At 52.7% G+C, this 20,067-nt stretch carries 20 protein-coding genes; 8 read left to right on the top strand and 12 right to left on the bottom strand.

Annotation, left to right across the window (positions count from 1 at the left end; genetic code table 11):
- Positions 1 to 43: 43 nt before the first annotated feature.
- Positions 44 to 1,219: an N-acetylglucosamine-6-phosphate deacetylase gene (gene nagA, locus BN1247_RS01035; RefSeq protein ID WP_054948717.1), complete on the bottom strand. Its 1,176-nt coding sequence runs from the start codon at positions 1,217 to 1,219 to the stop codon at positions 44 to 46.
- Positions 1,220 to 1,394: 175 nt separating this feature from the next.
- Complete coding sequence (abc-f, locus tag BN1247_RS01030; protein WP_054948716.1) at positions 1,395 to 3,173, bottom strand: ribosomal protection-like ABC-F family protein; 1,779 nt, start codon at positions 3,171 to 3,173, stop codon at positions 1,395 to 1,397.
- A 534-nt stretch (positions 3,174 to 3,707) separates the two neighbouring features.
- Between abc-f and BN1247_RS01025 the strand changes: the two genes are divergently transcribed.
- The gene (locus tag BN1247_RS01025; protein ID WP_054948715.1) at positions 3,708 to 4,343 is read left to right on the top strand and encodes a 5' nucleotidase, NT5C type; all 636 of its coding nucleotides are present in this window, start codon (positions 3,708 to 3,710) and stop codon (positions 4,341 to 4,343) included.
- Between the two features lie 244 nt (positions 4,344 to 4,587).
- Here BN1247_RS01025 and sppA read toward each other — a convergent pair whose 3' ends face one another.
- The gene (sppA, locus tag BN1247_RS01020) at positions 4,588 to 5,553 is read right to left on the bottom strand and encodes a signal peptide peptidase SppA (RefSeq protein WP_054948714.1); all 966 of its coding nucleotides are present in this window, start codon (positions 5,551 to 5,553) and stop codon (positions 4,588 to 4,590) included.
- A gap of 534 nt (positions 5,554 to 6,087) precedes the next feature.
- Between sppA and BN1247_RS01015 the strand changes: the two genes are divergently transcribed.
- Positions 6,088 to 6,405, top strand: a complete 318-nt coding sequence (locus BN1247_RS01015; RefSeq protein ID WP_054948713.1) for an RNHCP domain-containing protein — start codon at positions 6,088 to 6,090, stop codon at positions 6,403 to 6,405.
- A 216-nt stretch (positions 6,406 to 6,621) separates the two neighbouring features.
- Here the strand turns inward: BN1247_RS01015 and BN1247_RS01010 are convergent, their stop codons facing one another.
- From BN1247_RS01010 to BN1247_RS00995, 4 genes are all read right to left on the bottom strand, one after another.
- Positions 6,622 to 6,807, bottom strand: coding sequence for a hypothetical protein (locus BN1247_RS01010; protein WP_054948712.1), 186 nt, complete (start codon positions 6,805 to 6,807; stop codon positions 6,622 to 6,624).
- Between the two features lie 97 nt (positions 6,808 to 6,904).
- Positions 6,905 to 7,327 (bottom strand): CoA-binding protein, encoded by a 423-nt coding sequence (locus BN1247_RS01005; protein ID WP_054948711.1) that lies wholly within the window; start codon positions 7,325 to 7,327, stop codon positions 6,905 to 6,907.
- An 18-nt stretch (positions 7,328 to 7,345) separates the two neighbouring features.
- On the bottom strand, positions 7,346 to 8,521 hold the full coding sequence (locus BN1247_RS01000; RefSeq protein WP_269432634.1) for a M20 metallopeptidase family protein: 1,176 nt from the start codon (positions 8,519 to 8,521) through the stop codon (positions 7,346 to 7,348).
- A 171-nt stretch (positions 8,522 to 8,692) separates the two neighbouring features.
- Entirely contained in the window at positions 8,693 to 9,877 is a 1,185-nt protein-coding gene (locus tag BN1247_RS00995; protein ID WP_054948710.1) for an LL-diaminopimelate aminotransferase, read from the bottom strand.
- Positions 9,878 to 10,356: 479 nt separating this feature from the next.
- Here BN1247_RS00995 and BN1247_RS00990 point away from each other — a divergent pair, with 479 nt between their 5' ends.
- Entirely contained in the window at positions 10,357 to 11,931 is a 1,575-nt protein-coding gene (locus tag BN1247_RS00990) for a Na+/H+ antiporter NhaC family protein (RefSeq protein ID WP_054948709.1), read from the top strand.
- 72 nt (positions 11,932 to 12,003) lie between these two features.
- Here BN1247_RS00990 and BN1247_RS00985 read toward each other — a convergent pair whose 3' ends face one another.
- Positions 12,004 to 13,236: an aspartate kinase gene (locus BN1247_RS00985; protein WP_054948708.1), complete on the bottom strand. Its 1,233-nt coding sequence runs from the start codon at positions 13,234 to 13,236 to the stop codon at positions 12,004 to 12,006.
- Positions 13,237 to 13,458: 222 nt separating this feature from the next.
- Entirely contained in the window at positions 13,459 to 14,283 is an 825-nt protein-coding gene (locus tag BN1247_RS00980) for a M55 family metallopeptidase (protein ID WP_054948707.1), read from the bottom strand.
- 185 nt (positions 14,284 to 14,468) lie between these two features.
- Here BN1247_RS00980 and BN1247_RS00975 point away from each other — a divergent pair, with 185 nt between their 5' ends.
- The 3 genes from BN1247_RS00975 (at position 14,469) to BN1247_RS00960 (ending at position 16,401) form a co-directional block, all read left to right on the top strand.
- On the top strand, positions 14,469 to 14,870 hold the full coding sequence (locus tag BN1247_RS00975; RefSeq protein WP_054948706.1) for a hypothetical protein: 402 nt from the start codon (positions 14,469 to 14,471) through the stop codon (positions 14,868 to 14,870).
- An 873-nt stretch (positions 14,871 to 15,743) separates the two neighbouring features.
- Positions 15,744 to 16,010, top strand: coding sequence for a hypothetical protein (locus BN1247_RS00965; RefSeq protein ID WP_054948704.1), 267 nt, complete (start codon positions 15,744 to 15,746; stop codon positions 16,008 to 16,010).
- Complete coding sequence (locus tag BN1247_RS00960) at positions 16,003 to 16,401, top strand: hypothetical protein (protein WP_054948703.1); 399 nt, start codon at positions 16,003 to 16,005, stop codon at positions 16,399 to 16,401. Before BN1247_RS00965 ends, BN1247_RS00960 begins: the two co-directional genes overlap by 8 nt.
- On the opposite strand, the gene BN1247_RS00955 is transcribed toward BN1247_RS00960, so the two are convergent.
- Entirely contained in the window at positions 16,402 to 16,866 is a 465-nt protein-coding gene (locus BN1247_RS00955; protein WP_054948702.1) for a hypothetical protein, read from the bottom strand. It lies immediately after the preceding gene.
- A gap of 151 nt (positions 16,867 to 17,017) precedes the next feature.
- On the opposite strand from BN1247_RS00955, the gene BN1247_RS00950 reads away from it, so the two are divergent.
- Positions 17,018 to 17,740, top strand: coding sequence for a S1C family serine protease (locus BN1247_RS00950; protein WP_054948701.1), 723 nt, complete (start codon positions 17,018 to 17,020; stop codon positions 17,738 to 17,740).
- A 137-nt stretch (positions 17,741 to 17,877) separates the two neighbouring features.
- Here the strand turns inward: BN1247_RS00950 and BN1247_RS00945 are convergent, their stop codons facing one another.
- Positions 17,878 to 18,219: an MBL fold metallo-hydrolase RNA specificity domain-containing protein gene (locus BN1247_RS00945; RefSeq protein WP_231633071.1), complete on the bottom strand. Its 342-nt coding sequence runs from the start codon at positions 18,217 to 18,219 to the stop codon at positions 17,878 to 17,880.
- 184 nt (positions 18,220 to 18,403) lie between these two features.
- On the opposite strand from BN1247_RS00945, the gene BN1247_RS00940 reads away from it, so the two are divergent.
- Positions 18,404 to 19,312 (top strand): diaminopimelate dehydrogenase, encoded by a 909-nt coding sequence (locus tag BN1247_RS00940; protein ID WP_054948699.1) that lies wholly within the window; start codon positions 18,404 to 18,406, stop codon positions 19,310 to 19,312.
- A 371-nt stretch (positions 19,313 to 19,683) separates the two neighbouring features.
- Here the strand turns inward: BN1247_RS00940 and BN1247_RS00935 are convergent, their stop codons facing one another.
- A complete protein-coding gene (locus BN1247_RS00935) occupies positions 19,684 to 19,938 on the bottom strand; it encodes a hypothetical protein (protein WP_054948698.1) in 255 nt (84 codons plus the stop codon).
- Between the last annotated feature and the right edge of the window lie 129 nt (positions 19,939 to 20,067).

Here is a 20,067-nt window from a genome sequence, read left to right as displayed (position 1 = left end):
ACGGGCTCTGTTTGTCTCTTTTTGTGTATATTCCCCTACTGATTTACTGGGTGCGTTGGTGAATGACCTTCCCTCTCCGGAAGACGCGTTCGACGCGGCACGCCTCGTCGACAACGACGAGGTTTGCCAATTTTCCTGCTCGGATGCTACCCATCTCTGTAGCGACTCCGAGCCGTTTGGCTGGGGTGAGCGAGGCCATGTGGACAACTTTGTACAATGGCATGCCACTGTACGCTGTCGTTTTGCGCACCGCCGCGTCGAGCGTCAACAAACTGCCCGCGAGCGCACCGTTTTCTAGCCGCGCTGTCTCCCCGTCACTAAAGACGCGTAATCCGCCTAAGTCGTATTCCCCTTCGGGCATCCCGACCGCGCGCATCCCGTCCGTTATGAGCATCGTACCGTCCGTACCTTTTGCCGTCGTCACTAACTTCACCGCGGCTGGATGGACGTGGTACCCGTCGGCGATCAGTTCGACCGTCAACCGGTCTTCGGTAAGCGCTGCGCCGACTACCCCCGGCTCGCGGTGGTGCAAAGCACTCATCGCGTTAAAACAGTGGGTGACGTGAGCCGCCCCCGCCTCGATCGCCTCCAATACTTGGTCATACGTCGCGTCCGTATGCCCGATGGAGACGTTCACCCCGCGCTTAGCCAGTTCGCGAATCGTCGCCAGCGCGCCTGGGCGTTCCGGCGCCATCGTGACAATACGCAGCATGTGCGACGATTTTTCAACTGCCCACGCCGCATCCTCCGGCGCGGGATCGACGATGTGATCCGGGTTTTGCGCGCCGCTTCGCTGTGGGCAAATCCACGGCCCTTCTAAATGTATCCCTAAAATTTCAGCCCCATCTGCAATCGTCGGCGCTTCGGCGACGACGTTAGCCATCGCTTTTTCCAACTGTGGCTTATCTCCCGTTACGGTCGTCGGTAAAAATCCCGTCACACCGAATTGCGCGACCGTTTCTGCAATGTTGTGGATCGCTTGTGGTGTCGCGTCCATGACATCGGCGCCGCCAGCCCCGTGAATGTGTACGTCGATGAGTCCGGGCCAAATATATCCGTCCGCCTTCACGCACTTCGCGCCCTCTACGTACTCCGCTAGCGGTGAACCAGCGTAGGCAATGCGTTCGCCCTCGATGACGACGATGCCGTCTTCTAAGATGCCGTCCTCAAAAACGACTCGCCCGGACAGTACGGTCCGTTCCTGTTGCTCGTTACTCATTTCCAATATGACTCCCTTCCGATCGTATCCCGTCGTATCCTGTCGTATCCCGAAGAAAATATTTTTTTATGTGCGGCTTGCGAGCGAAGATCGTGTCAATTTTTATTGTACCAAATTACACGAAGGCTGACACCGTCGATTTATTGACACTTTCCGCAAAGCTGCCACCGTGTCGCTAGGCCTTTTTTACGCGCTTCAACTGTGCCAACACGCGGGCGTACTCCCGCTCCAACTCCGCTAGGTCGTCCTTAGACGACGGCACGCTGAGACGGCTGATCAGCTCTGTCAATTTCGTTTCCAAGGCGAGCCGCTCATTATCGTCCCGTTTAGTAGCAGATGCGACTGGAGCTCGTTTGTTAGTAATCGGGGTGTTGGAAGCCCTGTCGTCAGTAACATGGCCGTCACGCGCCTCGGCGGCACGGCCACCAGTAGCTGGGTCGTTGGAAGCCCGCACGCGAGTCGCTGATTCATCGCCGGGAACGTTGCCGCGTTGCGCAGCATTCGCCTCGCCGCGCCGTTGCTTTTTCCACTCCTGGTACGTCCCGGAAAAATGATGCACCGTTCCATTCTCTAACATCCACAGGCTGTCCGCTGTATTTTCGATTAAACGTCGATCGTGCGTGACGAAGAGTACCGTCCCCGGATAGTCCTTAATGAGTTCCTCTAATGCTTCCAGCGCCTCTACGTCCAAATGGTTTGTCGGCTCGTCGAGCATCAAAAAATTATAATCGCCTGTTAAAAGTTTAGCGATGGCCACCTTGACGCGTTCACCGCCGCTCAACACGCCGATTTTTTTGTGCACATCCTCGCGGTAGAAACGTAATCGGGCTAAGGTGGTGCGTACGATATGCTGTGGGAACACGCTGTCTTCCTGTACGTAAGCAAGTACGGTCTTGGCAGCAGGCAGTTTTTCCAACTGCTGTTCAAACAGGCCAATTTTGACGTTGGCCGCGCGATCGACCGCTTCATCTCCTGCGAGCAACTGCTTCATTAGGGTCGTTTTACCACTTCCATTCGCCCCGATGAGTGCCGTTTTGGATCCGGTTCTAAGTGTCAAGCGCGGGATTGTGTACAAGTGGCGCCTCCCGACATGTTTTTCCAAATTGTCGGCCGTTAAAAGTGTCCGCCGATGAAGGGGCGTGTGGAGCGTCAAATCCATTTTAAGTGTGTCCCATTCGAAAGGTTTGTTCACCCGTTCCAAACGCTCGAAGCGTTCGCGGATCATCTTTGCCTCGTGTCCCACTTTTCCTCTTTGCGAGCTCGCCTTTCCTTTGTGCAGTCGCGCTTCCGAATTCCCCATACGCTTGGGCGCCTTTTTCATTTGTTGCGACCGTTGTTGCAGCTGCCGGTATCGTTCTACCAGGCGCTTCTTTTCTTGGGTGTAAGCGGCGTACGCAGCTTCTCTCTGCCGCCGCTGCACTTCTTTCTCACGTTGGTAGTGCGTGTAGTTACCGCTAAATTCCGTAAGCTTTCCGTCGTCCAGCTCCCATATTTTTGTACAAACGGCGTCGAGCATCGCCCGGTCATGCGAGGCGAGCACGAAGGCGCCACGGAAGTACTTTAGCTTTTGCTCAAGTGCCTCGACCCCTTCCCAATCGAGGTTATTCGTCGGTTCGTCAAGCAATAGCACATCGTGCCCTTCGGAAAATAGCTGTTCCAGTTTTAACGCCGTTTTTTCACCGCCGCTTAAGCTGTGACACGGTTCGTGTGGACACGGTTCGTGTCCGTTCTCCGTCGTGTTTAACTGTTCAAACAACCCCACCGACCCGTGCCATTCGACTTGCGGCCTCTCCTCCGTCTTCCCTAACAAGTAAGATAGGAGCAACGTTTTCCCTTGCCCGTTTTTGCCGACCAAGCCGATGCGGTCTCCAGCGTAAAGCTGTAGTTTCGGTATGTTTAAAATCACCCGCTCGCCAATCGTATAAGCAATGTGTCGCGCCTGCATGTACAACATAAAAAAACCTCCCAGTTTTCGTTCCGGTGAGGTTTGTTTGTTATAAATGTGTTTTTTTTTGCTATTGCGTCTCGACGCACCCCACGTCCTTTACATACGGCGCAGGTGCGGCTGATAAACGTATGGCGCAAACGCGATTAACACACGCGTGGCGGCGCTATACGGGATCCGCATACGAACAATGAGCAATGAGCAAAAAAAGACATACGTCACCTATCCGGAACGAGTGTTTTGTACCAAGTGAATCAAAACCCGTTTTTTTTTGCGAAATGGATAGGTTTAGTTTCTCATTGCTCAAATAGTCAGTCCTTTCGTCGCTTGTATGTTTATTATACGCGGAATCACTCCGGGAGGCAAACAAAACATGGGACTGTATGTGGTATGATGAATATAGCAAACAACTAGCAAACATCGTGCCAAGGATTATGTTACGCTTTCGCGTTAGTCGTGCGACGACGTTAAGTCTGACGTCGAACTGGCAGCGAAACGATGGACGATATGACACCATGCATTGTAAACGAGAGGGGAGACAGAATGACTAACTGGAAAAACAACAGGCAACTGATTTTAGGGATTGACATTGACGGAACGATTACACAACCCGATTGTTTTCTGCCGCACTTAAATCGAGCGTTTAGCAAAAATTTCACGCTAGCAGATGTCGAGCAATACGATCTCCATCTGTTGTACGACGTTCCCGAGGCGGTCATGGGCGAATGGTTTTATAATAACAATGAAAAAATATACGCCAGTGCACCACTCAAACCGGATGCGAAACAAGTACTCGCCGAGCTAGCCGCAGCAAGCCACCGCCTGATCTTCATTAGTGCGCGCGAGGAAAGGGACTACGAGGTGACATACAAGTGGCTTCATGCCCATGCGCTACCGTACGACGACGTCCACTTAATCGGTTCCCACGATAAAATTGCTACCGCACGGAAACAGGAGGTACAGCTCTTTTTCGAAGACCGCTACGACAACGCGTGTGAACTCTCGGAAACATTAGCGATCCCCGTCTTTCTGTTTGACACGCCGTATAATCAAGGAGTCCTACCGCCGCACGTCTTCCGCGTGCAGAGCTGGTACGACGTGCCGCCGCTACTCGAACAGCTCCAAGAAATGGCAGTTGACAGTACTTACCGCAAAGCTGCTGGGGGACAAACGCGTTAAACAACCGACCACGCCCAACATATGAAAATAGAAAACAACACAAAAAAATGACCGGACAACTTGTCCGGCCCAAAAGCATGTAAAGAGGGTCAAGATTAAAGGAGTTAAGAAGCGTGGTAGCATCTACCTTTGTAAACAAGAGGGTCAATCTTGCTTACACTAATAATATACCACAGATCCACTCGACAATAAACGACATATTTTTGACAGTTTGTTGAACAAGTTGCGGATCTCTTGACGACGTTTAATCCGTCGTATACAAATACATTAACCCCGGCGACTTCCGCTCTAACAGATCTTGGGCGGACAAGCCCTGATCTTTGCCCAATACGCCGAGCCACGACGGGAGACTGCTGCCTTGTTTGTAACTGACGACGGTCGCTTCCCGGATCCCTGCCATTTTTTCTGCTTCCGCAATCGCGTCGTCTAACGTCCCTAGCTCGTCAACTAACTTTAACTTTTTCGCTTGCTGTCCCGTGTAGACGCGACCATCGGCGATCTTGCGCACTTCTGCTTCCGGTAAGTCGCGGCCCGTCGCCACCACTTCGACAAAGCGGTCGTACGACTCGTCCACTAGTTGCTGTAGGACGTCGCGCTCTTCTTTCGTCATCTCGCGAAACAGCGAACCGATATCTTTCATCTTGCCACTTTTAATGACGACGCTCTTTATACCGACTTTGTCGGCCAACTCGCTCAAATTGTAGCTTTCCATAATGACCCCGATGCTGCCCGTTAGCGTCAACGGGTTGCTAAATATTTTATCGGCGGCTGTCGCAACGTAATAACCCCCCGATGCGGCCGTCGAGCCAAACGAGAAAACGATCGGTAACTTCTGTTCGCGCTTCACTTGCAGCAGTTTGTGGTAAATTTCGTCGCTGGCGACGACATCGCCCCCGGGCGAATCGACGCGCACGACAATCCCTTTAATTCTTTTGTCTTTCACCGCTTGCTCCAACTTGTTTGTCACTTCCCACGGGCTCGTACCTGCCGCGCCGAGCAGGCTTCCGTCTTCACTCTGCATGATCACACCGTCGACACCTAGCAATAAAATGCGGTCTGCACCACCCTCTTTCTCGATGCGGACTTTCCAATCGCCGGCCACTTTGCCGCCATCTCCGGACTTAACAACGATTAGCGTCCCGGCGACTAAACCGATAACTAACAAAATACCGCAACCAACGGTAATCCATACCCACGTTTTTTTCGTCAAAGGACTATCTCCTCTCGCTTAGCTTGCACTCATACGTTATTCATACTTAGATCATACCCATTACAAATAACGATTTCAAAAAAAGTCGTTCCATGCACATGCGGATGATCGTCAAGTGAGCCCCGCCGTTTGCCTTTTCGTGTGCTACAATTGGTTGGCATGGCTGTCGGCGCAAAAGGAGGATCTTGTGTTACACGATCGATACCGTTTAACGGGCTATTCGCTTTTTTCTTTCACTGCACATACACATTAGGGGACGACGCCAAACGTCAGTGAGGGTAGTCGACACTTACTCGTGGAGGGTGGGGATGCCCGCCCTACAGTGGCCAATACAAAGTCATAAAGTTGGTCGTGGTCCGGATTCTTTGGTCGAAAGACATGGATGAAGCAGGAACGAGAAGTAATCGCCAACCGAGAGGAATCGCGGTGAATGTGTCCCTCGGCTAACCGAGCCTGAAACCTAAGATGTATTAGGAAGAGCATACGGAACCCTGCCTCTACCGATTTTTTGCAAAAAATCGTGGAGGTGCGGGTATGAGCAGGGAAACAGAAAATACAGCTTTTCATTGTGAATCGTGCGGGAGACAAGTACTTCCCGTATCGAATGGAAGTTACAGAAACCACTGTCCGTTTTGTTTATATTCAAAACACGTCGACAACGTACCGGGAGATCGGCGCAATCGTTGCCGCGGACTGATGGCGCCCGTTGGCCTAAAACGCCATAAGAAAAAAGGGTACCAAATTGTACACGAGTGTCAGCGGTGCGGCAAACGTCACGTGAATCGGATTGCACAACACACGGTGCAATCGGACGACTGGCATACGTTAATCGCGCTCCCGTTCGGCAACTGACCGACGCAGGCGGACATCGCGGAAACGAAACGTTGAACTAGATGACCAGCAGTTGGAACAAACGCATTTTTCTCGATAATGGCAGTTGGGACGAGTGCGCTATAAACGACAGAAGAACTAACGCAAAGTAACAACTGAACGTACCGTCGTCGCACAGTCATGCCTCGTTTTTTCAAAAAAACACCGCAGGGGCAATCCTGCGGTGTTTTTGCCCATTTAACAAAGGGGTGTCTGTAAGTTTTGCTCAATCGCCGAAGCGATGATGCGGTTCACATCTTCCCGTGCGAGCGTCCCGACCTCACCGTGAATAACGACATCAGCGTCCAATTCTTCTTCCGTCAACAGCGCGTATAAATCTGGCGCCATTGCCTTCACGATTTCCGACAGTTTTAGCGTCTCCATGGAACCACCTCGTTCTTTGCGCTAAAACGAGCGAGCCATTTCGGTTTGTATCATTATATCATTCACACTGTCAGTAAGTACTTTAACACGCACCTATTTATTTCTTTCCGATAAAAAGCGCGTGGTCGACTTTAATACATTGATCCATGACGACAGCCAAGCCGCCTTCCCGGGCAATGCGGGCAGCTTCCTCATTGAAAACACCTTGCTGCAGCCACAGTACTTTCGCTTTTATCTCCACTGCCTGGGTGGCAATTTCCGGCGTGTACTCACTACGGCGAAACACGTTCACGAGATCGACTGGCTCCTCGATGTCGGTGAGCGACGCATACGGCTCTTCCCCTAACACCGGCTCTTTGAGGACCGGGTTCACCGGAATAATGCGGTAGCCGTTCTGTTGCATCGCTTGGGCGATCATATAGCTCGTGCGCTCGGGACGGTTGGACAAACCGACGACAGCAATTGTTTGAGCTTCTTCCAAGATGCGTTTGCGTTGTTCGTTACTCGGTAAAGTATACAACGTGACAACCTCCTAAGCTTATTGTGCCAAATACGACAAGGCAGCACTGCCGAGCGTCTGCGCTGCGACGAGCATCGCCCCTTCGTCAATGTCAAATTTCGGATGGTGGTGTGGATAGGTGACTTCCCAGTACGGATGCCTCGCACCCGTGAAGAAAAACGTTCCCGGTACGTGTTCTAAATAATAGGCGAAGTCCTCCCCGCCCATTTGTGGCGCAATTTCGCTCACGCCTTTTACTGCTGGAACGGCGCGGGCGAGCGTCGCGAGAAACTCTGTCTCGTTCTCGTGATTGACGACTGGCGGGTAACCGCGCACGTAGTTCATGTCGTAAGTGACGTCGGCAGAAAGGCACGTGCCTTCGACGATGCGCCTAATTTCCCGCTCCACGAGGTCGCGCACGTCTGCACTGTACGAGCGCGCGGTTCCTTGTAAGTAGGCGCGGTCGGCGATGACGTTGAATGCATTTCCTGCGTGAAATGAGCCGATTGAGACGACAGCGCACTCAATCGGGTCGACGCGGCGACTGACGAGTTGTTGTAACGTCGTGACGAGTTGTGCGCCGACGACGAGGGCGTCTCTCGTCATGTGCGGCGAACCGCCATGCCCGCCCTGCCCGACAATTTCGATCTCAAAGCGGTCGGCCGCAGCCATAATCGGGCCGGAGCGGTAAAACACGTGGCCCGACGGCAACGTCGCCCACAAATGGGTGCCAAAAATGGCGTCTACTCCTTCTAAACAGCCGTCTTCAACCATGGCGATCGCGCCGCCCGGGGACATTTCCTCCGCGTGCTGGTGGATAAAGACGACGTTGCCGGCCAAGTGCTCTTTTAGCCCGTTCAACACTTTCGCTAAGACCAACAGTGTCGCCGTATGTCCGTCGTGGCCACAGGCATGCATCACACCGGCAACTTGCGACTTGTACGGCACCTCTTTCTCATCTTGAATCGGGAGCGCGTCGAAGTCGGCGCGCAGCGCCACAGTTTTCCCCGGCTTCGCCCCACGAAGCACGGCGACGACGCCCCGTTCACCGACTCCAGTACGCACCTCGTGACCTAACTTTCGATGGTATGCCGCAATGTATGCCGGTGTTTCCACTTCTTGAAACGACAGCTCCGGATGTTGGTGTAAGTACCGACGAATATCGACCATTTCTTGGTACAGCTCATCGAGTCCGTTATATAGTATGTCTTGCAATAGGATCCCTCCCACACAAAAAATCGGGTGTACGACGTGCGACGAATGTATCCGATCACATCGCGGTAGTGCTAATACATATGACTTGGCTCCCCCTCATTTTAGCACAAAAAAACGGGCAAGCTAACGACCGTAACTCGTCTACGCTCTCCCGAAAATTAAACGAATAAACTAACGCGTTCTGGCCGCAAGTGATTGTATGCGCTGCATTGCCTCCTCCAACCGCTCCGTCGCCAGCGACAGCGAGAGGCGAAAGTACCCCTCGCCGTGTGGGCCAAAAGCTGCCCCGGGCGTCACGACGACCCCCGTCTCGGTAAGAAGCTTTTCCGCAAAGTCGGCCGAACTGATCGCCCCAGCAGGAAGCGGCGCCCACACGAAAAAGCTGGCCCGCGGTGGAGAAACGTCGATGCCTAAAGCCTTTAACCCTTCCAAAACCGTCTGTTGCCGCGTCTCGTATACGCGCAAATTGTGTGCTAAGAAGTCGCGCGGCCCAGTTAGCGCCGTCGCCGCTGTACGCTGAATGGCCGTATATTGGCCGGAGTCGACGTTACTTTTGATCGTGGCCACCGCTTTAATCACTTCGCGGTTACCGACGATGTAACCGATGCGCCACCCGGTCATCGAGAACGTCTTCGACAGCGAGCCGAGCTCGACAGCGACGTCTTTCGCTCCGGGAATTTGCATAATACTAGGCGGCTTGTACTCGTTAAAGGCAATTTCGTTGTAGGCGAAGTCGTTGGCGACGACAATGTTTTCCGCGCGGGCAAAGTTAACCGTACGCGCGTAAAACGCCTCGTCGGCGACGGCCGCCGTCGGATTGTTCGGGTAGTTGACGAACAAGATGCGCGCTTGAGCGAGTACTTCCGGTGGGATCTCTTCATAATTCGGTAGAAACCCCTCCGCTGCCCGCAGCGGTAACGAATGATAGCGTCCATTCGCGAGCAAGGTCGCCATCCGATACACCGGGTAGCCCGGGTCGGGTACAAGGGCGTAATCCCCTGGATCAACTTGTGCGTAAATTAAGTTGGCGATGCCTTCTTTCGAACCGATCAGGGCGAGCACTTCACGATCCGGATCGAGTGTGACGCCGTAGTTTTGCGCGTAGTAGGCAGCGACGGCCTCGCGGAACTCCGTACAACCGACATAGCTCGGATAGCGCGAGTTTTCCATTTTGCTTAGTTCCTCGCGCATCTTATCTAACACGTGCGCAGGGGTCGGTAAATCGGGATCGCCCACTCCTAAGTCGATCACATCGACGCCGCGGGCGGAGAGCGCAGCTTTTTTCTTGTTCAATTCGGCAAACATGTACGGCGGTATTTGTCCGACGCGGTCGGACTGTAATCGTAGCGCTTTCATTTGTCGTTTGGCACCTTACCTTTCAGTCACTCATTCGACCACTCATTCTTCCGCTCATTCGACCACTCATTCTGCCACTCATTCGACTAAAAGTCAGTTAAAATATTCTACATTTTTGATTATAGCATACGTCTGCCGATCTAGAAAACGGTTGACATTGCCCTAAGGCTGCGACATAATTGGGTAACTATTGTTATTTGCCCCTCTAGAAAAATGTCTAAGTTTTCGTTCGCCACACACATTCACTGACCCTCGGGACTGAAGGTGGATAGGATGGAGGGTGGATGAGATGGAGGGTGGATGGGGTGGAGAGTGGCATCAGGGGCGCAGTCTCGTTATTAATGCGCGTTGAGGCTTCGATGTTGAGGCTACGATACTGACGCGTTGATGCTAACGATACTGACGATGAGGTTTATTTTTTGTAAGCGGGTACACAGTTTGCGGTTTATGCGCATTCTCAGTAAGAGAGGAGCTAGCAGATGGACGACTTTGGCATTTTATCCTTACTTCCCCCCGTGTTAGCGATTGTACTTGCCTTGATTACGAGGGATGTCATTCCCTCACTTTTTGCCGGAATATGGATCGGGGCGACGATGCTCGAAGGTTGGAACCCGTTTGCGGGGCTTTATACGAGTTTTAGTAACATTATTGCCCCAAGCCTTGGGGATCCAGACAATGCGACAATTATTCTGTATGCCGCTTTTTTCGGCGGTCTCATCGCCGTACTGCAAAAAACGGGCGGCGCTTATGCGATCGCCGAAGCTGTGGCCAAGCGTGTGAAATCACCAATGGGCGCACAATTTGCCACGTGGCTGTTCGGACTCGCTATTTTTTTCGAAGACTATTTTAACGCACTTACCGTAGGCAGCGTCATGCGCCCCGTCACCGACAAATTCCGCGTGTCGCGTGAAAAGCTGGCCTACATTGTCGATTCGACGTCCGCACCTGCGTGCTTGCTCGGACCGATCTCGACTTGGGTCGTATTCGTCATGGGACTCATCGGGACAGAGTTCGCGGCGTTACACATCGCTGACACGGAATATATCGCTTACTTAAAGACGATCCCGTATAACTTTTACGCGATCCTCGCACTAGTAATGGTTCTTTTCGTCATCTCGTCCAAATTTGAGTTCGGGCCGATGGCCACCGCCGAACGGCGGGCACGCACCGAGGGCAAACTGATGCGCGACGGAGCCAATCCACCTTCCGCGAGTGAAATTACAGATGCTCGGCCGCTGGAAAACGCCGTTCCGAAACTGCGCAACATCGTCATCCCGATCGCCGTACTTCTCATTCTAATTCCCATTATGTATTTATGGTCAGGCGGTTATATGTGGACAGGCGGTGCACCTTCAAAAGACCTCTTTACTGCCATTGCCGACGCAGACGGTGGACTAGCAATTACGCTCGCTGCGCTCATCGCCGGTGCAGTCGGAATCGTGCTCGGCATGTCACAAAAAATATTCAATTTCCGCCAAGGTATCGACATTTACATGAGCGGCATTAAAGGCATGACGCTCGTCTATGTCATTTTGACACTGGCGTGGTCGATCGGTGCCGTGACGAAAGAGATTGGTACAGCCAAATACGTCATTTCCATCGTCCAAGGCACGACTTGGCCCGAATTTATCCCGGTGCTCTTATTCGTCATCGGGGCGATCATCGCTTTTACGACCGGCACGTCTTACGGGACGTTCGCGATTATGTTACCGATTGCCATTCCGCTCGCACACCAGTTAGACGTCTCCGTGTACGCCGCGATCGCAGCAGTGTTTAGCGGGGGGATCTTCGGTGACCACTGTTCGCCGATTTCGGACACGACGATCTTATCGTCGTCCGGCGCTTCGTGCGACCACATCGACCACGTCAACACCCAGCTACCTTACGCGCTTACCGCTGGCATCGGAGGCATCGCCGCATTTCTCGTCCTCGGCTTTACAGACTCTATTTTGCTCTCTCTCGCCGCGGGAACAATCGTGTTACTCGCGATCTCTTTCGCATTGAACAAAGTATGGGGGACGGACAAAGTAAAGCCGGGCAATATGACAGCCTAATAAAAAACCCACTGTTGCGTTCGCCCCGCACAGTGGGTTTTTCTTCCTAGTTAGACGATCACGACGGCGCTCTTATACGATGGCTACCTTTTCCTCCGCGACGCGTTCGAGGCCGAATGTACGGTGTAACGCGCCAGCCGCCTCCTGGACACTCTCTTCCGGAACGATACACGAAATTGACAAATCGGTCGCGCTAAACAGTTCAGCGTCCCCGTGAACGCTACGTACACAGCGCAATACATCGGCGCGTACCTGATCCCGGTCACAGTCGCATAAGCCGGCTCCGATGAGCGACACTTGCGCCCATCCCTGCTCATAACGCGCCTTTGCGTTGCGTAACAGTTCCCGCTCGCCTTCGAGTATTTCCAATGCGCGCGGTAAGTGCTCTGCACCGATGCAAACGGTCAGTTCTTTCGCACCGCCGCCGACGAGTAGTGTGTCGTCTGGCACCGATAAGCGAGGGAGTGCTGCAAGTAGATGTGCCCGCAAAGTGCGTACGGATGGTAAATCCGCCACATCGCCAAACGTTATTTTCGCCAATGGCCCTTTACAAGCAACACCACACACGCGGGAACCGCCCTCTCCGATGCGCGTCCCTGCTCCATCGTGGAAACTCGACCGCACGGACAGTGGCACCCGATATTTTTTCGCAAAATTGACAGCCCGCGCATGCAGGACATTCGCCCCAAAGTGCGCCATCGTTAACATCTCATCGTATCCGACGCACGCCAACTTCTGTGCAGAGGGCACGATGCGCGGATCCGCCGTAAACACGCCATCCACATCGGTAAAAATGTCGCACCGTTCCGCGGCGAGTGCCGCAGCTAAGGCGACCGCCGTCGTGTCCGAACCGCCCCGCCCGAGCGTCGTTATTTCCCCGTCCTCCGTTACGCCTTGAAACCCGGCGACGATGACGACGTTTCCTTCGGCCAGCCGCGCGTAAATCCGCTCTTTCGCCACTTCTCGTATTTCTGCCTCCGTATGGACAGCGTCTGTGACAATCCCCGCCTGCCAGCCGGTCAATGAAACAGCGCCAATGCCAAGTTGCTGAAGTGCCATCGCAAAAAGGGCCATCGATACTTGTTCCCCTGTCGCGAGCAACATGTCGAGCTCGCGCGGCGGTGGGCAGGACCTCAGCTGTTTTGCCTTTTCCATTAACTGGTCTGTGTCGTCCCCCATCGCCGAAACGACGACGACGACCCGCTGTCCCTCCGATACTTCGCGGGCGACGATGCCCGCGGCATGACGCACGCGTTCGGGCGAACGTAGCGACGTACCGCCAAACTTTTGAACAATTACGCGCATTTTCCAGCCATCCCTTCTCTATCGAAAACCCGGTTCCCCGATATGTACAATCGTCTGTGTCCGCTCAGTGTGTACATATGTTTTCTTATAATGGACATTTTAACAGGAAAACGACCGCTTGACAATAGCTTTTTGCAAAAAAAAATGCGCGGTTCCCATCCTGAATGACAATCGGATAGGAATCGCGCGAACGACTAGGCGCTTTATTGCCGGAACGTTTGCCTAGCTAAACGCCGCCTTCATGGCCAATTCTGTCATAGCGATCATCGCTTTGTACGCTTCTAACATATTTCTCGCTTCATAGGAGACGATTGTCGTCCCAGCTTCGATTTCTGCCCGTGGCACGAGGCTCGCCCATTCTGCTTGCCCGTAATTGGCAAACTCGATTTTGAGTACCGGGTTGTCCGGCGGCACGAGCGGCTGCACCTTCCCTCTGTTGTGCAGCGCCTCTGCCGTCTTCGCGCGCAGCAACTCGCCACTCTTTTGCGGCGACAAGCAGAGCGCGGCCGTGCGGGACGCTTGTTCCTTTACGACGGCCGCCGTAATGCCCGGGATTAACTGCGCGGCTTCTCTTGCGATTTCGTCGTCGCCCGTCACGAGGACGACCGGGACGCCGTAGTAGCCGGCCAAATACGCGTTGAGTCCGAATTCGCCGACGAGCACGTCGTTTATGTACATATTGCGCACCCCGAAGATCATCGTGTGACTGAGCACGCCCTTCATTGAAGCCCGCGCGTGATAGCCAACAAATACCGCCGCGGAGAAGCTATCGTCCATCCCCTGCATCATCGAAAAAGGTTTCACATCTCCGGAGATGAGCTTTGCCTCCGGATGCAACTGTTCAATAATGATGTTATTCATTTTTGAATGACTGTCGTTCACGATCACTTCTTGACAACCCGTGGCAAACGCCGCCTCGATGACGTGGTTCGCCTCCGCCGTCATTAAGTGCTGTCCCCGCGTGTAATGGTGTCGCGACGAATCGATAAACGTCGGGTCAACGAGACCCGTAATCCCTTCCATATCGACGGATAAAAATAATTTCATCATATCTCTCCTTCGCCTTTTTTTCAATTTAGCAAACGCAAGCCGAATTAGCAATTGCATAAGCGTGTTTTTTTGCATGTATGGGCAGCTTTTTGCGGCGACAAGCGATTTTAAGCGTGACACGTACCTATGCAATCTCTACTGCATAAGCTATGGTGGGCAATAAAAATGGAGGAGGTTTCGACATGAATTCTTCGTTTTCCAGTTCAGAAAAAGAGTGGGCACCAGCTCAACCGGGCTTGATTCGCCACCCTGACGATACGGAAAGCACCTTAAACATCCACGGTTATGAAGGGGCGTACCCGCAGGACGATTCTGGGCAACCGTACCGCGAGCCCTACACACAACCGTACCAAGAGCTGTACCAACAACCGTACCGCGGGCCGTACACGCAACCGTATCAAGGACAGTATACGCCGCCGTACAGACAATCGTGGACCAACCAGGTAGCACAGCAGGCAGAAACGAGTATTTTTCCGTTTTACCCCGGATACCCCTTTTTTGGCCCGTACCCGTATTTCGGCGGACCGTATTATGGCGGTCCGTACTTGGTGCCCCCTTTTTACAGAAGACCTTTCTTCTGGTGAACAAAAGTGAACTGCCACCCCGAGCGCCCGCCCCGGATGTCGCCATTTTCGCGGGCGAGGCGCTCATCCTTCTATCCCGATTTTTTTTCGACAATCCGACGCATTTTTCGCGCATCGGACTGATTTTAATCAGATTTGGACAAGTTTGGACAAGCTTGGACAAGTTCGCGCACAGCAAAACGAACAGCGCGGCGATCACGCACCGATGAGCCCGGAATTAATTTATATGAAAATTTAGTGCGATGTTTCGCCCGGATTTGTTGCAGTCATCCTAGGCTCCTATTAGTGGCATGTTTCCTTTACCCACAGGTGCTATGACGGCATGTAACATTCCCGTTATGACAGATCGACCTTGTACAACGTTGCTCTTATGGTATGGTGCTATGACAGAACGTGCACAGCAAAGGCTGTGATCTCCCGTAGATCCGAGCACATCGCCGAATCACACAATTGAGAACGTCGAAAGATCGCCATCGCATGATACAATAACATAGTATGGATCAGCCACACGTTACGTCCTATAAAGCATAGAAATGGGGGACTTCTTTTAGGTTGGAAGTTAAAAATAACTGCCGTTGGGCGATGTTCCCCGTGAAACACTTGCTTGTTAAATATGAAAATAGCAATATAAACTAATAGTTTTGTTTATCGGTTTGCGTGACGCGAACGATGTCGCAAGGCGTAATTGGTCAAACATTGTCGGATCGCGGCGGCCAGCAATATTTACGGCAGCCAAGTTGCATTGAGGCGCATCTTCTCGTTGTAGAGGCGTGTAAACCGTTAGCTTTTCCGTGAAAATAAGTTATAATACTGTAGGAGAGAAACTTGTATCGTAGACAATTGTAGACGGATAAAAGAGGAGGCAGACGACATATGAAACGGATCGCACTAAAGGACAACCCCATTCAATTAACGCGCGAACAGCGCCTCGTCATTGACGGGCGCGATATTCAGTCGCCCGTACACAAAGTAGACAGTATCGAAGGCGCGTTATCTCTGCTTCATCTAGACGACGATCAGTACTTACTCGTCATGAAAGATATTTCGTTTGCGATCGTCATCGAAAGTAGCGCCGAGCTCGCCGAAAAGCCGCTCCACGCCTATTTTTCGACTCGCGATGAGGAGGAAGAACATGTCTGACGACTCCCAGTTTATCCGCATTAAATCGCTACCTGGCGAGCTCCTATTTTCACAGAAGAAGAGGCAACGCAAATACACACTTACGACAGAGGCGTTCATCTTCCAAAAACCACATACGACGTATCACGTCTTATTGGAAGACATTATCGGCCTTGCGCCGTTCGAACTGCCGCATCGCGCACACCCTCCCCATTACATGCGTACGGTAGGCAAAACGGAACTCGTCAGTAAGTTGCCGCAAGAGTACTATAAACTTTCGGTACGATACGTCGACGTCATTAACCGTCACGGGATGCACACACACGAAAACTCGCATTTAATCCTTCCGTTGAATAAACGGTTCACCCACAAACTCGCCGAGCAGAGTGCACTCACCTCGATTGTCCGCTAGTCACCGGAATTCGATATAGGTGATCTCCTTCTCTAGCTCCTTCAACCCCTCGTTTGCATGTAAAACGATAACGGGCACGATATCGTCCTTCGTCGTGTCAGACAAGGACAGTCGCACGAGTTTCATATCGTGAAACACGTAAGTAAAATTTATCTTGTGCGCGATCGGCCGCCTCCTGTTTATTTGGCGATCGACTTCTTCTAACTCGCCCCGCAGTTTTTCCAACCGTTTAATCATGCGCGCCTTCGTCTCTCGGCTCAATTTGTAATTCGAATAGTGTTCGATGACCGATTTGTACGTATCTGATATATCGCTCAAAACTTTGTCCCCACCCGCACGTTTATACGTGTGAATGTACTTATTCGTTTCCCGCTCTTGATACAGGTGCACGGCAACGATCGTTAATGCAATCGCGATAACGTAAATGAGCCCTTTTTTTGCCCACAGCCGAATATTCACCTTCACTTGCCGATCCTCCCCTGCCAGGACAATGTGCTACATTATATGGACAGGTTGCGAAGGATATGATTTTTTTCTCGCGAAATCGGGACTTTTGCCCGTGCCTACCCCCTTCTGTCTTGCATAAACTGTACCGAGCCGTAAAGGAGTGAACCGGATGAAACGTAAAACTTACCGCATAACGTCTCACGTGCGCACGCGCGCAGCGGACCATCCGAGCAATACATTCGTGCGCATCGTGAGAAAGGTACGCCCTAGCGTTGTTTCCATTGTGACCGAGTCGCAGTCGGACCACGAAACGATGCTGCAAAACCATTGGTTGCGCATGTTTTTACCCGAATTGAACGTACAGCGCGAAACGGTTAAACGCCACTTCGGCTCGGGGTTTTTCATTCACCCTGCTGGTTATGTCTTGACGAACGAACACGTCGTCAACAATACGAGTGCCATTAACGTCTACACGTACCGCCGACAAAAAGCGATGCCCGGGAAGGTCGTTTGGCGAGATAGCGAACGCGATCTAGCAATATTAAAGCTACCGCTACGCGAACGAGCTCCCGTCTGTAAGTTGGGCAGCTCGGCGACGGTCGAAGTCGGCGAGTTCGTCATGGCCGTCGGCAACCCGCTCGGACTCAACCAGACGGCTACGCTAGGTGTCATTAGCGGCTTAAACCGACAGTTGCAAGCATCGGGCCGGGATTACGGCGAAGTACTGCAAACCGACGCCGCAATCAACCCTGGCAATAGCGGTGGACCGCTCGTCAACGTGCTCGGAGAAGTGATCGGTATCAACGCGGCGATCATATACCCTTCGCAAAGTATCGGATTCGCCATCCCGATCGATCACGTGAAGCCGTACATCGCCCATTTTTTACCTTAAACTTGTGCGCCGGTTTCAGACGCATTCTGTTCCCCGCGCCGTTTCCCGAGGAACACGCAGGCGGTGTCTCCTTTACTATCCAACTTGTGCTGGACGTCCTCGAACTCCCACCGTTACCCGCTTGCACCGTGTGGTGATCATCGCGTTCGCGGTTCTATTTGTGATGAACGCCGCTGCGGACGTCCGCCCGAGTAGTTCACCCCATTTTCGACTAATGTCGGTCCGAACTGCGGGTCAATGCGCTGTGCCTGTTGATAACGTGCAGCGTCGTCGCCGTGGACGAGTAATGTATGAGTAGGCTTTAGTCCTTCGACGAAGCGGGCTATTTCCATCGCATCTGCGTGCGCTGACAAGCCGTATTGCGCCCACCCCACCTGACAGCGCATGCCGGCATCGAACAGGAGTCGTACGCCGTTCAACTCGACGTGTACGCAAGATGCCCCGATTTCGCTGCCGCCACCTAGTACAGTTATATTCAAAAAACGAAGCCTTTCTATGTTCAAGTACCGTGTAGCACCTGTAACACGACACTTTTCGAATGGGCGCTAATGTGTTATTAATAGTGGCAGGGCACATGCAACCATTTAAGTCATTTGAATGGACATCACGTTGATGCAGTGCACGTTTAGGAGATAACTTTTTAATTAGTTGGAGGGCATGTTAATGAGTAATGTATACAACGTCGCCGTCGTCGGCTATGGTAATATCGGCAAGTACGCCGTGCAAGCAATCGATGCTGCTCCGGACATGCAATTAGCCGGTGTCGTCAGACGCGCGAGCTCCGCCGCGAAAGATACGCCGCCAGAACTCGTCGGACGCCGTGTCGTCCACGACATCCGCGACTTGGAGCAAGTCGACGTCGCCATCTTAGCGGCACCGACGCGGACGATTCCGGCGTACGCCCGGGACGTTCTCTCCCTCGGCATTCACACGGTCGACAGTTACGACATTCACGGCGAACTCGCTAACTTGCGGCGCGAGTTAGACGATGTGTCTAAAAAAAACGACAGCGTCGCCATCATTTCCGCAGGCTGGGATCCGGGAACCGACTCGATGATTCGCGGCATGCTCGAGTTTATGGCGCCAGGTGGGTTAACGTATACGAATTTTGGGCCCGGTATGAGTATGGGGCACTCCGTCGCCGTCAAAGCGATCGACGGGGTCAAAGACGCGCTGTCCTTGACAATCCCGCTCGGTACGAGCATCCACCGGCGCATGGTGTACGTCGAACTAGAAGCAGGTGCCGATTTCGAAACGGTCAAAAAGGCAATTTTAGCAGATCCGTATTTCGTCAACGACGAGACTCATGTGACGCAAGTTCCTAACGTACAGCAACTCGTCAACGTCGGTCACGGAGTCTCCATGGAACGGAGAGGCGTATCCGGGGCGACGCACAACCAACTGTTCACGTTCGAGATGCGCATTAACAACCCGGCACTGACGTCGCAAGTGCTCGTCGCCGCTGCCCGCGCGACGTTCAAACAGCAACCGGGTGCGTACACGATGATCGAGGTACCGGTAATCGATTATCTCCCTGGCGACCGGGACGACATTATTCGGCGGTTAGTGTAAGTTAGGGCAAGTGGTGGAGGGGCATATTTGCCCCTTGGTGCCGTTAGACGAGTGAAGTGGCATCTTTACTGCTCCGCGTCGATAGACGAATGAAGTGACATCTTTACTGCTCCGCATCGATAGACGAGTGAAGTGACATCTTTACTGCTCCGCGTCGATAGACGAGCGGAGTGACATCTTTAAGCAGTCCGTAGCGCGGAGATGATGGCGGTTGTGATGCTACACAGGAAGAGCGGAAGGGCTGTCTGACTTTCTGTCGCAGCCCTTGTAGCTGGGAATCGATAAGGTCCATCATAAATTAACGCGATACATTTTTTTAAGTTTCTCCACTCCATCTTTTTTAACATGTTTTTAACATGTGATCTTAAAAACTACTGCACGGATCCTTGCCAATGTTTCGCCGTTTGCACGAACCGCTCCTCCCGCTCGGTTAAGCCGCATACGCCGCATTGCACGCGCAAACTTTCTCCGCGGTACGGTACTTGCAGCGGATCCCCTTCCTCGACGCGAGCGACGATCTCCCCTGTTTGCGCATCTTTCTTCACCATCGTCACCACTTGCTCGATCAAATTAAACCGTGTTCGGTTCGTGCCGCACGTCGGGCAGCGATACGGATGTCGTTCCATATAAATAACCTCCTCGTCACACTAAAGCTGTTTGCTCCATCTTCGATTCGCTTCGCTTATACGCCTTAGTATGCTCTAGCACCGACAGACACATTCAGACTAGTATGTTGCCTTTATTTCCACTACAAT

It is taken from the genome of Numidum massiliense (assembly GCF_001375555.1).
Taxonomy (GTDB): domain Bacteria; phylum Bacillota; class Bacilli; order Thermoactinomycetales; family Novibacillaceae; genus Numidum; species Numidum massiliense.
This window is presented reverse-complemented; position numbering and strand designations above follow the sequence as displayed.